Source organism: Streptococcus sp. 400_SSPC, assembly GCF_001072745.1.
GTDB classification, from domain to species: domain Bacteria; phylum Bacillota; class Bacilli; order Lactobacillales; family Streptococcaceae; genus Streptococcus; species Streptococcus xiaochunlingii.
This window is the reverse complement of sequence record NZ_JVIQ01000032.1, coordinates 1-14,007: the sequence shown is the minus strand read 5'-3', so window position 1 is coordinate 14,007 and position 14,007 is coordinate 1. Positions and strand designations below refer to the sequence as shown.

Annotated in this window: 11 protein-coding genes; all 11 read left to right on the top strand. The window is 45.9% G+C overall.

Features of this window, described 5'->3' with window-relative positions; all coding sequences use genetic code 11:
* The first annotated feature begins 185 nt into the window (after window positions 1-185).
* Window positions 186-1,223 carry a M42 family metallopeptidase gene (locus ADH49_RS04920; RefSeq protein WP_048690359.1) on the top strand — a complete coding sequence of 346 codons (1,038 nt, stop codon included), beginning with the start codon at window positions 186-188 and terminating at the stop codon, window positions 1,221-1,223.
* 492 nt (window positions 1,224-1,715) lie between these two features.
* Window positions 1,716-3,071 (top strand): anthranilate synthase component I, encoded by a 1,356-nt coding sequence (trpE, locus tag ADH49_RS04915; RefSeq protein ID WP_048690357.1) that lies wholly within the window; start codon window positions 1,716-1,718, stop codon window positions 3,069-3,071.
* A complete protein-coding gene (locus tag ADH49_RS04910) occupies window positions 3,068-3,634 on the top strand; it encodes an aminodeoxychorismate/anthranilate synthase component II (protein ID WP_048690355.1) in 567 nt (188 codons plus the stop codon). The genes trpE and ADH49_RS04910 overlap by 4 nt, the downstream gene beginning before the upstream one ends.
* A 64-nt stretch (window positions 3,635-3,698) precedes the next feature.
* Complete coding sequence (trpD, locus tag ADH49_RS04905) at window positions 3,699-4,703, top strand: anthranilate phosphoribosyltransferase (RefSeq protein WP_048690352.1); 1,005 nt, start codon at window positions 3,699-3,701, stop codon at window positions 4,701-4,703.
* Window positions 4,700-5,467 (top strand): indole-3-glycerol phosphate synthase TrpC, encoded by a 768-nt coding sequence (gene trpC, locus ADH49_RS04900; RefSeq protein ID WP_048690348.1) that lies wholly within the window; start codon window positions 4,700-4,702, stop codon window positions 5,465-5,467. The genes trpD and trpC overlap by 4 nt, the downstream gene beginning before the upstream one ends.
* Complete coding sequence (locus tag ADH49_RS04895; protein ID WP_048690346.1) at window positions 5,454-6,035, top strand: phosphoribosylanthranilate isomerase; 582 nt, start codon at window positions 5,454-5,456, stop codon at window positions 6,033-6,035. Before trpC ends, ADH49_RS04895 begins: the two co-directional genes overlap by 14 nt.
* Window positions 6,032-7,234: a tryptophan synthase subunit beta gene (trpB, locus tag ADH49_RS04890; RefSeq protein WP_048690343.1), complete on the top strand. Its 1,203-nt coding sequence runs from the start codon at window positions 6,032-6,034 to the stop codon at window positions 7,232-7,234. Before ADH49_RS04895 ends, trpB begins: the two co-directional genes overlap by 4 nt.
* A gap of 2 nt (window positions 7,235-7,236) precedes the next feature.
* On the top strand, window positions 7,237-8,022 hold the full coding sequence (gene trpA / locus ADH49_RS04885; RefSeq protein ID WP_048690342.1) for a tryptophan synthase subunit alpha: 786 nt from the start codon (window positions 7,237-7,239) through the stop codon (window positions 8,020-8,022).
* Window positions 8,023-8,132: 110 nt separating this feature from the next.
* Window positions 8,133-10,133 carry a peptide ABC transporter substrate-binding protein gene (locus ADH49_RS04880; protein ID WP_048690341.1) on the top strand — a complete coding sequence of 667 codons (2,001 nt, stop codon included), beginning with the start codon at window positions 8,133-8,135 and terminating at the stop codon, window positions 10,131-10,133.
* 113 nt (window positions 10,134-10,246) lie between these two features.
* Entirely contained in the window at window positions 10,247-13,318 is a 3,072-nt protein-coding gene (locus ADH49_RS04875) for a CocE/NonD family hydrolase (RefSeq protein WP_048690339.1), read from the top strand.
* Window positions 13,319-13,411: 93 nt separating this feature from the next.
* Window positions 13,412-13,726, top strand: a complete 315-nt coding sequence (gene trxA, locus ADH49_RS04870) for a thioredoxin (RefSeq protein ID WP_006595996.1) — start codon at window positions 13,412-13,414, stop codon at window positions 13,724-13,726.
* Window positions 13,727-14,007: the final 281 nt, after the last annotated feature.

Genomic DNA, 14,007 nt, shown 5'->3' with positions numbered 1-14,007 from the left:
GGGCTGTAAAAGCTGATGAAATCAGCGTAGTAGAGCCCACTCAACCACTGCGTCTTGCTCGACTATCCAAAGACAATTGAGAGGCTAGGACTTTTATCCCAGCCTTTTTTTGCTTTCTATCTGAGCTAGTCTTTTAGGGGCAGTCGTGCTATAATCGTACTAGCAGATTATTGAAGGAGAAATTCATGAATCAAACAGTTGAATATCTAAAAGAACTCACAGCCATCGCATCACCGACAGGCTATACGGAAGAAGTGGCAGCTTACTTGGTCAAGACTTTGACAGACATGGGATACAGTCCTGTTCGGACAGCTAAGGGAGGCGTGACAGTCATTCTCAAGGGTGAAAATGACGAGCAACACCGCTACATCACAGCCCATGTGGATACGCTTGGAGCGATCGTACGGGCAGTTAAGCCAGATGGCCGTCTCAAACTGGATCGCATCGGGGGCTTCCCTTGGAACATGATTGAAGGGGAAAACTGTACCGTCCATGTGGCCAATACAGGAAAGACTCATTCGGGTACTATCCTTGTCCACCAAACCTCTTGCCATGTCTACAAGGATGCGGGAACTGTGGAGCGGACCCAGGACAATATGGAAGTGCGCTTGGATGAAAAAGTGACCAATGAAAAAGAAACGCGTGACTTGGGGATCGAAGTGGGAGACTTTATCAGTTTTGATGCTCGGACTATTGTAACTGATACAGGCTTTATCAAGTCTCGCCACTTGGATGACAAGGTCAGCGCTGCCATCTTGCTTAACCTCCTTCGCGTCTACAAGGAAGAAGGCGTGACCCTACCAGTGACGACTCACTTTGCCTTTTCTGTCTTTGAAGAAGTGGGCCATGGGGCCAACTCCAGCATCCCAGCTCAAGCGGTTGAATACTTGGCAGTGGACATGGGGGCGATGGGAGATGACCAGCAGACAGACGAGTACACAGTTTCTATCTGTGTCAAAGATGCTTCAGGTCCTTATCACTACGGTTTCCGTCAGCACTTGGTGGCCTTGGCCAAGGAGCAAAATATCCCTTACAAACTGGACATCTATCCTTTCTATGGATCCGATGCCTCCGCAGCCATGAGTGCAGGAGCAGAAGTTAAGCATGGTCTTCTCGGAGCAGGGATCGAGTCTAGTCACTCCTATGAGCGGACCCATGTGGATTCAGTGGTGGCGACAGAGCGCATGGTCGATGCCTATCTCAAGAGTGACTTGGTGAAATAAGCCCAGTTTTTAAGTATCACAAAAATAACATCGAATCTGCCTGGACAAGCTGTCTAGGCAGATTTTTTAGGATAAACTGTCAACAAAATCTTGACAAGCCTAAAAAATGTAGTAAAATATGAAGTAAATCAGAAAGTAACTAGTCTAAGATTTTCAGGGAGCCTGCGGTTATTGTGAGCAGGTAGTCGGAGCTAGTGAACATTGGGCTGATTGTTTAGAGTAGGAGAAGATAACACATATTCTTCTCGGTAGGCACCCCTTATCGTGCAACTCCTTGTTAGAGGAGATAGAGATAATGGTCGTTTTCTACCCTTTTGACCATTAACTGAGGTGGTACCGTGTTAAACCCGATTTAATGCCCTCACAGAGTGTTACTCTGTGAGGTTTTTTGTATTCTTTTGAAGTTGGTTAGCCTACTAACTTCGAAGAGTATTGGATGTGATTGGATCGGGACTTGCATCGCTTTATCCCTAGGAAAAGAAAGGAATTCCTATGAAAAAAATTTTACCAGCTGATACCTTAACCCCCATTCTAGCCTACATGCGTGTCCAAGGTGACCATAAGGTCATCCTTGAGTCGATCCCGCGTGAGAAGGAGAACGCCCGCTTTTCTATCGTGGCCTATAATCCAGTGTTTGAGGTGGTCTATCAGGATGGGATCCTGTATGAGAATGGCAAGGTGCTGGAGCAAGATCCTTTTGACTATCTCCACCAGGTAACGGTCAAGGGGCTGACGTCTGATCTTCCTTTTGCCGGTGGAGCTATCGGCTTTGCAGGCTATGATATGATCGGGGTTTACGAAGAGATTGGACGGATTCCTCAGGATACGATCGGGACACCAGACATGCATTTCTTTATCTACGAGTCCTATGTGATTTTTGACCACAAGAAGGAAAAAGTCTATGTGGTGGAGGACAATATCTACTCTGGTCGGAGCAATGATGCAGTCCGTCAATCACTGGGGCAAGTGGTGATCGATCTGCAAACCCAAGCGCCCAATGAGTTCACCCCTCAGGCCTTGCAGGCTCTGCAGTTCAGCAACCACATTGAGAAGGAAGTTTTTATGGAGATGGTGGATCAGGCTAAGAAACTGATCCGCGAAGGCGATATGTTCCAGTGTGTCCTCAGTCAACGCTTCTCAGCAGACTTCGAGGGAGATCCCTTGGATTATTACCGAAATTTGCGCGTGACCAATCCATCCAACTATCTTTATTTCTATGACTTTGGCGACTACCAGATCATTGGGGCCAGTCCGGAAAGCCTGGTATCGGTGAAAAAAGGAGAGGTGACGACTAATCCAATCGCCGGAACTCGACCTCGTGGAGCGACGGAAGAAGAGGACCAAGCTCTGGCTCATGAACTCCTTCACGATATCAAGGAAACTGCCGAACACCGTATGCTGGTGGATCTGGGACGCAATGATATCGGGAAAATCGCCCAAAATGGGACGGTCGAAGTGACCAAATATATGGAAGTGGAGTATTTCCGCTATGTCATGCACCTGACCAGTGTGGTCAAGGGGCAACTCCTTCCTCACCTAACAGTCCTGGATGCCCTTAAGGCTACACTACCAGCGGGAACAGTCTCTGGAGCTCCTAAGATTCGGGCCATGCGTCGGATCTATGAGTTGGAACAGGAAAAACGTGGGGTCTATGCGGGTGCGATCGGCTATCTCTCCGCGACAGGAGACATGGACTTTGCTATTGCTATCCGGACCATGATCCTCAAAAATCAAAAGGCTTATGTTCAGGCAGGAGCAGGGATTGTCTATGACAGTGTTCCGGAGAATGAATTTTACGAGACGATTAACAAGGCAAAATCGATGACAAGAATAGGAGATGTTCAATGATTTTATTAGTGGATAATTATGATTCCTTTACCTATAATTTGGCCCAATACCTGGGAACTTTTACAGAGGTTGAGGTCTTGCGAAATGATGACGAGCGCTTGTATGAGCAAGCGGAGGTGGCAGATGCCCTCGTCTTCTCACCCGGTCCAGGATGGCCTGCAGATGCTGGGAAAATGGAAGCCATGATCAAGGACTTTGCAGCTAAAAAACCTATGTTAGGGATTTGCTTGGGTCACCAGGCCCTGGCGGAGACTTTTGGTGGCAAGTTGCGCTTGGCTAAGAATGTCATGCATGGCAAACAAAGCCAGATTACCTTTGAAACGCCATCTCCCATTTTCAAAGATATTGAGAATGATGTACCCATCATGCGTTACCATTCTATCGTCGTTGACCAAATACCAGAAGAATTTGAGGTAACAGCCATTACCACGGACGACCAAGAAATCATGGCCATCCAACACAAGAGCCTGCCCATCTACGGACTTCAGTATCATCCTGAGAGTATCGGCAGTCCAGATGGTCTAAAAATGATCGAAAATTTTGTGAAGCTCGTCCTAGGCTAGACCAGCACTTTCAAGCAACTAAAATTTCTATTGAAACGTGTAGAAAAGACAAGAGGAAACCCTTATGAAAGAACTATTCTTACAAATCTCTAATCGCCAAGACTTGACGCAAGAGCAGGTCCAAGAAGTCTTTGATCAAATCTTGCAAAACCAACTATCAGAAAGTCAAATCGCTGCCTTTTTGATGGGACTCAAAACCAAGGGGGAAACAGCGGACGAAATTACGGGGATCGTTCGCGCCTTAAAGGCCCATGCGACGGTATTGCCCGAGACTTTTTCAGATGCTATGTGCAACTGTGGGACTGGTGGAGACCAATCCTATAGCTTTAACATTTCGACGACCGTTTGCTTCGTTTTGGCTGCTGGAGGGATCCGCATGGCCAAGGCCGGCAATCGCTCTGTTTCTTCTAAGTCGGGCTCTGCAGATGTCCTAGAAGAACTTGGTATCAACGTGGCTGCTTCGCCAGAGATCCTTTCTAAAGCTTTGGATGAGGTTGGTTTAGCCTTTATCTTTGCGCAGACCATGCATCCGGCTATGCGCTTCATTGGCCCAGCTCGCCAAGCTATGGGGATTCCAACTATTATGAACCTGGTCGGCCCTCTTGCTAATCCGTTGGATCTAGAAACGCAACTCATGGGTCTCTATCGTGCCGAATTGCAAGAGATTGTCGCGCGTGCCATCCAGCAGTTGGGACGCAAACGCGCCGTCGTCATCACTGGTCCTGACAATATGGACGAAGCAGCTCTTTATGGAACCAATACCTATACCCTCCTAGAAGATGGCAAGATTAGCCAGCATACCTTTACCTATGAAGATCTAGGGATGGACAAGGTAGAGCTGTCTGAAATAACTGGGGGCGATGCCAAGGAAAATGCAGAAATTCTCCTCAGTGTCTTGGAGAATGAAGCCAGCCCTTATCTGGAAACGACAGTTCTCAATGCTGGTCTTGGCTTTTATGCCAATGGAAAAGTCGCAAGCATCAAAGAAGGTGTGGAGCTTGCGCGTCAATTGATTGCGGATGGTTCTGCCCTTGCTAAATTGCAACACTTACAAGAGGTTCAAGTATGAGTAAAGCCTTTCTACCAACAATCCTAGAACAAAAAGAAAAAGAAGTGGCGCAAATGGTCATGGAAGACCTCCAGCCTCTTCGTCAAACCTATCGTCTCTATGATTTTCTCAAGAGCCATCATGAGCACTTGCAGATCATTGCTGAGGTGAAGAAAGCCAGCCCTAGTATGGGGGATATTAACTTGGATGTGGATATTGTCGCCCAAGCCAAGACCTATGAAGAAAACGGGGCAGTCATGATCTCAGTCCTGACGGACCAAGTCTTCTTCAAGGGAGATCTAGACTACCTTCGTGAGATTTCTTCCCAGGTGGCGATTCCAACCTTGGCCAAGGATTTTATCATTGATGAGAAGCAAATTGTCCGCTCTCGTAATGCCGGAGCGACGGTCATTCTCTTGATTGTCGCAGCATTGCCCGAAGTCCGGCTCAAGGAACTCTATGACTTTGCGGCAGGGCTTGGTTTGGAAGTGCTTGTAGAAACTCATAACTTAGCTGAGCTCGAAATCGCGCATCGGATCGGGGCGGACATCATTGGGGTCAACAACCGGAACCTGGTCACCTTTGAGACGGATCTGAATACCAGTCTTGAATTGTCCGCGCATTTCAAAGATCAGCCAGTTTATATATCGGAGTCCGCTATTTTTAATGGGGCAGATGCAGCTCTTGTCGCTCCCTACTTTAATGGGATCTTGGTAGGGACTGCCCTCATGACAGCAGAAGATGTAGCAGAAAAGGTCAAGGAGTTACAAATTGACAAAGGTTAAAATATGTGGCCTTTCTACAGCGGAAGCCGTGGAGACGGCTGTCCTAGCAGGAGCGGACTATATCGGCTTTGTATTCGCTAAGAGCAAGCGGCAAGTCAGTCTGGAGCAAGCCCACGAATTGGCGAGACTGGTGACTGGTCCGACCAAAATTGTCGGAGTCTTTGTCTCACCAAGTCTAGAGGACTTGGAGCAAGCCATTTCTCAGGTTCCCTTAGATATCGTTCAGATTCATGGAAATTTTGATGAAGCTCTGATACCAAAGATTTCAGTTCCCGTCATTCGAGCGATCCAGCTCAGTGCTCAGGAAGCCCAAGTGTCAAGCCAGGCAGATTATCTACTCTTTGATGCTCCAGTAGCTGGGAGTGGGCAAACCTTTGATTGGGACTTGCTGAAAGATCAGAAGATCCAGCAGGATTTCTTTATTGCAGGGGGCTTGACAGTGGACAATGTCCGCCAAGCTCGAGAGACCTTTCAGCCCTATGCCCTGGATGTCTCTTCAGGGGTCGAAACAGACGGACGCAAAGATATAGAAAAGATAAAAGCATTTATAGAAGGAGCGAAAGCATGAACTATCAACTACCGGATGAAAAAGGGTTTTATGGAAAATTTGGGGGCCAGTTTGTCCCAGAAACCCTGATGACAGCCGTGATCGAACTGGATAAGGCGTACCGAGAAGCCAAAGCAGATCCAAGCTTTCAGGCGGAATTGGATGACTTGCTCAAGAATTATGTAGGGCGGGAGACTCCACTTTACCACGCCAAAAGCCTCTCCAAGCACATCGGTGGAGCGCAAATCTACCTAAAACGAGAAGACCTCAACCATACAGGGGCCCACAAGATTAACAATGCCCTAGGTCAGGTCTTGTTGGCTAAACGGATGGGCAAGAAGAAAATCATCGCGGAGACAGGGGCTGGTCAACACGGAGTTGCGACAGCGACGGCAGCGGCACTCTTTGAGATGGAGTGTACCATCTACATGGGAGAAGAAGATGTCAAACGCCAAGCCCTCAATGTCTTTCGGATGGAGCTCTTAGGAGCAAAAGTCCATAGTGTGACAGACGGATCGCGCGTGCTTAAAGATGCGGTCAATGCGACCCTTCGTGCATGGGTAGCTGGGATTGATGATACCCACTACATCATGGGATCTGCTCTTGGACCAGCTCCCTTCCCTGAGATTGTCCGTGATTTTCAATCCGTGATTGGTAAGGAAGCCAAACGTCAGTTTGCTGAAGTCTCAGGTGGAAAACTTCCTGATGCGGTCCTAGCCTGTATCGGTGGGGGCTCCAATGCCATTGGCATGTTCTACCCCTTCGTAGAAGACGAATCTGTAGCCATGTACGGAGCGGAAGCTTCTGGTCTTGGTTTGGATACGGACAAACACGCAGCCACCTTTGCCAAAGGTCGTCCAGGGATCCTTCACGGAGCCTTGATGGAAGTGCTTCAAGATGCCCATGGGCAGATCATGGAGGCTTTCTCTATCTCTGCTGGATTGGATTATCCTGGTGTGGGGCCAGAGCATTGCTATTTCAATGAAATTGGCCGGGCTACCTATGATTCCATCACGGATGAAGAAGCCCTCGAAGGATTTAAGTTGCTCTCTCGTTTGGAGGGGATCATTCCAGCATTGGAGTCCAGTCATGCTATCGCTCTAGCGCAAAAAGTCGCAGCAAAAATGACTCCGGACCAAACGCTCATCATCTGCCTATCTGGTCGTGGAGACAAGGATGTCATTCAGGTGAAAGAACGGTTTGAAGCAGAAGGGAAGTAGAGATGACCAAAACACTAACACAGCATTTACAAGCCATTAAAGACAGCAAGCGTGGGATCTTCGTCCCTTATATCATGGCAGGGGATCATGAGAAGGGACTCGATGGCCTCTTTGACACCATCCAGCTCCTAGAAGAAAGTGGAGCATCTGCTATTGAAGTAGGGATTCCCTGGTCGGATCCTGTAGCGGATGGGCCAGTTATCGAGATGGCTGGGCAACGTAGTTTGGCCAAGGGAGTGACCTTAACCGCAATTGTAAAAAAACTCCAAGAACAAGAAACCAAGATTCCCCTGGTCATCATGACCTATATCAATCCGGTCTACCAATATGGGATTGAAGCCTTTATAAAAGAATTAGCTTCTACCTCCGTCAAAGGTTTGATCATTCCAGATCTGCCAAATGAGCATGCGGATATGATAGCACCTTACTTGGAAGGAAGTGATATTGCCCTTGTTCCCCTGGTCAGCTTGACTACTGGTATCGAACGCCAAAAGGCCTTGATCCAAGAAGCAGAAGGCTTTATCTATGCGGTAGCCATCAATGGAGTTACTGGGAAGATGGGCAACTACCGGGACGACTTGGATCAGCACTTGGCAACCTTGAGAGACTTGGCCACTATTCCAGTTCTGACAGGATTTGGGGTCTCCACCCAAGAAGACATCCAACGCTTTAATCAGGTATCGGATGGTGTCATCGTAGGGTCAAAAATTGTTCGGGACCTTCATGAGGGCAAAACCAGCGATGTTAAGGACTTTGTAGACTATGGTTCACACTTTAATAAATGCTAAGGAATAAGAAAAATTACAAAATTTAATAAATTTTCAGAAAATTACTTCTCTTCTGAAAATCTTTGTGGTATAATCTTAAGACAACCTTAAAAATTTATTAGGAGTAAACTATGAAAAAAAGAAATGTCATTGCTCTTGCAGGAGTAGCTCTTCTTTCAGCAGGTATTCTTGCAGCATGTTCTGGTGGTTCTAAATCATCAAGCTCAAGCTCAAAATCAAGTGAAGCAGGTCAAAAATTCTCTTACGTCTATGAGACAGAACCTGAAAACTTGAACTACATCACATCTGGTAAAGCTGCAACCCACGAAATCACAGGAAACTTGATCGATGGTTTGTTTGAAAACGACAAGTATGGAAATTTGATTCCTTCACTTGCTAAAGATTGGACAGTTTCAGAAGATGGCTTGACTTATACTTACAAACTTCGTGATGATGCGAAATGGTATGATTCAGAAGGGGAAGAGTATGCGGACGTGACAGCAGATGACTTCGTTGCAGGGATCAAGTATGCTGCTGACCACAAGTCTGAAATGCTCTACATCATTCAAAACTCTATCAAGGGCTTGAATGATTATGTTGAAGGTAAGACTTCAGACTTCAAAAATGTAGGCATTAAAGCAGTTGATGATCATACCCTTCAAATCACTTTGAACCAGGCAGAGCCTTTCTGGAATTCTAAGTTGACTCTGGGGATCACTTTCCCAATCAACGAGAAATTCGTAGAATCAAAAGGGGATAAATTTGCCCAAGCAAGTGACACTAGCTCACTTCTTTACAATGGTCCATACATCTTGAAGAGCTTCACTTCTAAATCATCTATCGAGATGAGCAAGAATGAAAACTACTGGGATAAGGACAATGTTCACATCACAGATGTTAAGCTCGAATACTATGATGGTCAAGACCAAAGTAAATTGGCAAACTCATTTGAGGACAACGCTCTTAGCCTTGCTAAATTGTTCCCAACTGGACCTGGATTTACAGACCAAGCTAAGAAGTTTAAAGATGAAATCATCTACACTCCTCAAGATGCCAGCACCTTCGTTATCGGTGTGAATATCGACCGTCAGTCTTACAAGTACACTGCAAAAACAACAGATGAAGAAAAATCATCTACTAAGAAAGCTCTTTTGAACAAAGACTTCCGTCAATCAATCAGCTTTGCCTTTGACCGTGAAGCCTATGCTGCCCAAGCGAATGGTAAAGATGGAGCAAGCAAACTGATCCGTAACTTGTACATCCCACCTACATTCGTTCAAGCAGATGGCAAGACCTTCGGTGAGATGGTTAAATCTGAGTTGGTGACTTATGGAGACGAGTGGAAAGATGCAAATCTTGACGATGGTCAAAATGGTCTTTACAACGAAAAACAAGCCAAAGAAGAGTTTGCCAAAGCGAAATCTGCACTTGAAGCAGATGGCGTGAAATTCCCAATCCACTTGGATATGCCAGTAGACCAAACGACTCAATCTAAGGTTCAACGTGCTCAATCCTTCAAACAATCAGTTGAAAGTACGCTTGGAAAAGAAAACGTCGTTGTCGATATCCATATGGTATCAAAAGAAGATCTCTTGAACGTAACCCTCTTTGCTGCTAAAGCAGAAGACGAAGACTGGGATATCTCAGATAACGTTGGATGGAGTCCAGACTATCAAGACCCATCAACTTACCTTGATATCTTGAAAGCTTCTTCTGGTGAAAACACTCGTACCTTCCTTGGATTTGACCCAAGCGAAAACAATGAGGCAGCTAAGAAAGTTGGCTTGTACGACTTTGAGAAGATGGTAACAGAAGCAGGAGCTGAAACACAAGACCTTAACAAACGTTATGAGAAATATGCTGCAGCTCAAGCTTGGTTGACAGATAGTGCTTTGGTCATCCCAACCACTTCTAAGACTGGTCGTCCATTCTTGACTCGTGTCGTACCATTCTCAGCACCATTTGGCTGGACCGGTGGTAAAGGGAAAGACAACGTTGTCTACAAAGGTATGGAACTTCAAGACAAGGCTGTAAAAACCGAAGACTACAACAAAGCTCTTGAAAAATGGAAGAAAGAGCAAGCAGAGTCTAACCAAAAAGCTCAAGAAGAATTAAAAGATCATGTGAAATAAACATCTTTTGATCGAGGCAAATTTGCCTCGATTTTTTCTTGTTTAGAATTTGCTATAAAAGCGCTTACATAGTATAATAGCTATATTGATTACAAAATAGCGAGGTCTCTTTTATGAAAAAGAAAACAGTGGTGTCCATGGTGGCTTCAAGCCTTCTATTAGCTCCCTTTATCTTAAATCAAGTGGTGGCAGCAGATGAGAACCTGCCAGAGCTTGCTCCAACGAAAGAAGTGGTGACTCAGCTGGCTCCGGAGCCTGTAGCATCTGAAGGAGCAGCTTCCCAATCTCAAGCAGACCAGTCTGCATCCGCTCCAAGTGTGGATCCTAAGAAGGAAGTAGAGACTTCTGAACCTGCAGGACCGAGTCCAATTGCTCCGGCAGAGACGGAGAAGGCTGACCAGCCAGTTGGACAAGAAAAGACCGTGACGGTAACTGAAAAAACAAACCTCCCACAGGCACCTCAGGGGGCAGGTGTCCCAGTTAGTCCGGCGGCTTCGACGGGAACATCAACACCAGCTACAGGACAAGCCTTAACTTCTTATACAGGTAGCCTGGCAAATAGTGAGCTCAAGGATAAGGAATTAACGGTTCAAAATGCTGTTGATGAATTGCTTCAGTGGGCTGCGACGGATTCCAAACAGGTCGGTCAATCGGCTGCGGATCGGGAACGCTTTGCTAAGAGTCTAGGAATGATCAGTACTCAAGAGGACTTGAACCGCAAGGTCAGTCAAGAAGAGCTGACCAATATGTATAGCATTGCTAAGAAACTCTATGATGCCTATCGCTCTGAGAAGAAAGCTCCTCTCTTTTTAAATGGGCGGGCTCAACCCATCTTCCCTTATACAACTGGGGAAAAATCAGATGAAGACTATCACTATGAGGATAGCGAAATCGTCCGCTTCCCAGTCTATGTAGAGACCGATTACGATACAGATGCAGATGGCAAGCCGGACTTAGTCAAGGCCATTGTCCAGTTGCCTAAGGCAGTTGCCAGGGGAGACTTTAAGGCGGCGACCATTCTGGAAGCACGTCCTTATGTAGCAGGAACCTTGGATGAGAACTATGTGACCCTTGAAAGTTTGGGCTTACCGACAGATGGCTCCTATGATATGAAGAAATTGCGGAAGCAACCGGCTAAACGTCAGGCAGTTGGAAATTCGTCAACAGTAGAAGCGGCTAAGAAGGCAAAGGCTTCGGATTGGTATTACTACAGTCCCTACGAGTATATCTATGACTACGAAAATCTCAACTGGTACGACTATTTCTTGGTCAGAGGCTATGCTTTTATCTCCAGTGCAGGACTTGGTACCAAGGGATCAGAAGGATTTAACACTACAGGATCTGATCTCGAAATCAATGCCTTTAAGAATATTATCGAGTGGGTCAATGGCAAACGCAAGGCCTACACCGATAAGACCAGCAATGTCGAAATCAAGGCAGACTGGGCTACAGGAAATGTTGCTATGACCGGTCTATCCTGGGCTGGAACCACGACCTTTGGTGTGGCAGCGACAGGCGTAGAAGGCCTAAAGACTATCATTCCGGCAGCAGGAATCGCCTCTTGGTATGATTATTTCAATAGCCAAGGAACCCAGTTTGGCAATGCACCTTATAGTGACCTTTCATGGCTCTCCCTCTACGTTAGCACGCGGATGCTGGATCAAAACGATTGGGCTGGTATTTGGCAAAATTATGCCAATTATATCAACCAGCTCAACAAGGATCAAAATGCGCATGAACGCAATTACAGCGATGTCTGGAAGGAGAGGGATTATACCCTTCATCCTGAAAAATTCAAGACCAGTGCCCTCTTGGTTCATGGCTTGAATGATGACAACGTTAAAACCAAGCATTTTGAACTCATGTACGATGCCCTCAAGAAGGCAGGCCAAAATGTCAAGCTCTATCTCCACCAGGGAGACCACGTCTATCCAGCAGCCATGTCTCGTGGTTATGGTATTCAGGCCAATGGCCAAGATTTCTATGATCTTTTGAATACCTGGCTTAGTCATTACTTGTACGGGGTAGAGAATCAAGTTGACAAATTACCAGCTGTCTTGGCTCAAAACAACTATGACCCAAGCAAGTGGACCACTTATGATAACTGGAAGACTTCACAACGCCTCTTCCTCAATGCCCAGTCGAAACGCTTGGAAGAGACGATTTCAAGCGACTACGCAGGAGCTGGCATAGAGATTGCTAAACGCAACGAAACTGTGAGCCAAGCTTCTTCAAAAGCCAACATGACCTTTGTGTCAGAAGTGACAGAAGATACTACCATCAAAGGGCATATCCCTGTGCACTTCAAGGCAGCCCTGGCTAAGGGGAAAGGCAAAAACTTCCAGATCAATGCCCTCTTAGTCGACGTCTCTGATGAGGAATTTGATGTGGTCGGCAACGGTGGCGTCAAAGCAGATAAAAAAGCAGACGGCTTCTGGATGGGAAGTAACCTTTCTAATCTCTCTGTAGCAGAGTTTGAGACCATTAAGACCAAATACAAGGTCATTGCCAAAGGATGGATCAACCTGGCCAACCCTGAGTCTGGCTATGATTCAGCTAGCTCAAGAAATAGTATCGAGCCAAAAGTTGGAGAATTCCACGACTATACGGTTCATCTTCAACCAAACCTCTATACGGTTAAAAAGGGCCACAAGCTAGCCCTAGTCTTCAATACCTATGATCCATCAGATCTAACAGTGGAAAATCCATACGAAGTCACCTTCAAGACAGATTCGATCCGTGCGACAATTCCGATTGTAGAAGGGACGCGTTCGCAAGTAGCTACTTATCTTCCTAACGCAGCTGATACAGCATATGCTGCCCTTCCTGAGATTCAAGGAGCCAAATTGGTAGAACCAGCAGTTCATTACATTGAAGAATACCATCTGCCAGTCCTTCCAGAGCCTGAAAGATATGGTAGATCAGAGATTCCTGCTAGTACAAATCTTCGTCCACTCGTCAAAACGGCTGAGAAAGAAACTGCAAAACCAGAATCTCTATCTGTTGCTTATGGACAAACATTTGTCTATGAGACGGGTAAATCAGTAGTTCCAGCGCAAGAAAAAGCAGGTCAACTTCCTCAAACAGGCACTGAAGAGGAATGGATAGGATTCTATGGGTTAGGTACCCTCCTCTTGTCTAGCCTTCTTTTCTGGAAGAAAAAGAAAGAAGATGTCCAAGGCTGAGAACGTAGCAAATATTTCTAAAAACTAGAATTTTGGTGTAGAATAGAACTATCAATGAGAGATTAGTGGAAAGCACTGATCAAAGGAGGAACTATGGTACACGTACTAACAGATGCAACATTTGAACAAGAAACTAGCCAAGGCTTGGTCTTGGTCGACTTCTGGGCAACTTGGTGTGGTCCTTGTCGGATGCAGGCCCCAATCTTGGAACAGTTAGCAGAAGAGATTCATGAAGATGACTTGAAAATCTTTAAGATGGATGTGGATGAAAATCCAAACACTGCTCGTAACTTTGGCATCATGTCTATCCCAACACTCTTGTTCAAGAAAGATGGCCAAGTGGTGAAACAAGTCGCTGGTGTTCACACCAAAGAACAACTCAAAGCGATTGTTGCGGAATTAAGCTAAGATAAAAGGAGCCCTTGGCTTCTTAGCGTATCAAACTCGTTCATTTCCGATGATGGAAGTGGGCGAGTTTTTTCTTTTTATGAATTTGTTAACAGAATAAGATAAGGAATTGACAGCGCTTTCCTAAGGTGTTAGAATGAACCTGTGGTTTACTATAAAATATAAGAAAGAGAGTGGGACAGAAATCGGTAATTCGTTAGAATTCGATTTCGTCGTCTCACCTCCGCACAGTTGAGTAGGGCTGTAAAAGCTGATGAAATCAGCGTAGTAGAGCCCACTCA

Coding starts and splice junctions, on each gene's coding strand:
- trxA (WP_006595996.1), top strand. CDS start 13,412: ATGGTACACGTACTAACAGATGCAACATTTGAACAAGAAACTAGCCAA.
- trpC (WP_048690348.1), top strand. CDS start 4,700: ATGAGTAAAGCCTTTCTACCAACAATCCTAGAACAAAAAGAAAAAGAA.
- ADH49_RS04910 (WP_048690355.1), top strand. CDS start 3,068: ATGATTTTATTAGTGGATAATTATGATTCCTTTACCTATAATTTGGCC.
- trpA (WP_048690342.1), top strand. CDS start 7,237: ATGACCAAAACACTAACACAGCATTTACAAGCCATTAAAGACAGCAAG.
- ADH49_RS04880 (WP_048690341.1), top strand. CDS start 8,133: ATGAAAAAAAGAAATGTCATTGCTCTTGCAGGAGTAGCTCTTCTTTCA.
- trpB (WP_048690343.1), top strand. CDS start 6,032: ATGAACTATCAACTACCGGATGAAAAAGGGTTTTATGGAAAATTTGGG.
- ADH49_RS04920 (WP_048690359.1), top strand. CDS start 186: ATGAATCAAACAGTTGAATATCTAAAAGAACTCACAGCCATCGCATCA.
- ADH49_RS04875 (WP_048690339.1), top strand. CDS start 10,247: ATGAAAAAGAAAACAGTGGTGTCCATGGTGGCTTCAAGCCTTCTATTA.
- trpD (WP_048690352.1), top strand. CDS start 3,699: ATGAAAGAACTATTCTTACAAATCTCTAATCGCCAAGACTTGACGCAA.
- trpE (WP_048690357.1), top strand. CDS start 1,716: ATGAAAAAAATTTTACCAGCTGATACCTTAACCCCCATTCTAGCCTAC.